Origin of the sequence: Erwinia sp. MYb416 (assembly GCF_037479575.1) — a bacterium.
GTDB lineage: Bacteria > Pseudomonadota > Gammaproteobacteria > Enterobacterales > Enterobacteriaceae > Erwinia > Erwinia rhapontici.
Window position 1 is genome coordinate 1 of sequence record NZ_JBBGYT010000415.1, and the last position, 604, is coordinate 604.

1 protein-coding gene is annotated in these 604 nt (G+C 37.6%); it reads left to right on the forward strand.

What is annotated here, in order from left to right; genetic code table 11:
• Positions 1–24: 24 nt before the first annotated feature.
• A partial coding sequence (locus tag WH277_RS05675) for a hypothetical protein (protein ID WP_339504933.1) occupies positions 25–604 on the forward strand: 580 nt, incomplete at its 3' end.

Genomic DNA, 604 nt, shown 5'->3' on the forward strand with positions numbered 1-604 from the left:
GAATTCAACATCGTAGTACGTAACGTGGATTATTCTGTCTATAGAAAAATTATCAGTCATGATCGGATGTCAATGGCGTTTGTCAATTATTATGATACTCAACGTTTTGGCATTCCCGGTGGAGATAAAATAACACATTTACTTGGTCATGCCATTGAGCATGAAGATTACACTCGTGCAGTGACATTAGTTAACAGAATCAAGGACACGCAAGATATTATTGACCGTCCTGTTACCAGCATTAATGACTTCTTCGCACGCATTGACCTGAGAAAGATAGCATTTTATCGTTCCTCTTATTCATCTTTTAAATGGAATGGTCAGCTGATTGAAAAGCTTGAAAATCATCTTAATAGCTCACAAAAGACCACAGAAGAAAATGAAGGTGTAAAATTCATTTTTCCTTTAGAAGTCAATGAATCCATTGAAGCACTGCTGAGTGATTTACAGTACAAATACAAACGGCACATCGTCATTGATAACAAAATCGTACCTGTTGATACAGATCGTCCGGCGATAATCAATACGTGCATAACCTTTGGCCATGCAGGTTTCGATGAGCTGAATGATGGCAAATATGCATTTAGTCTTTCTTTCTTCCTCC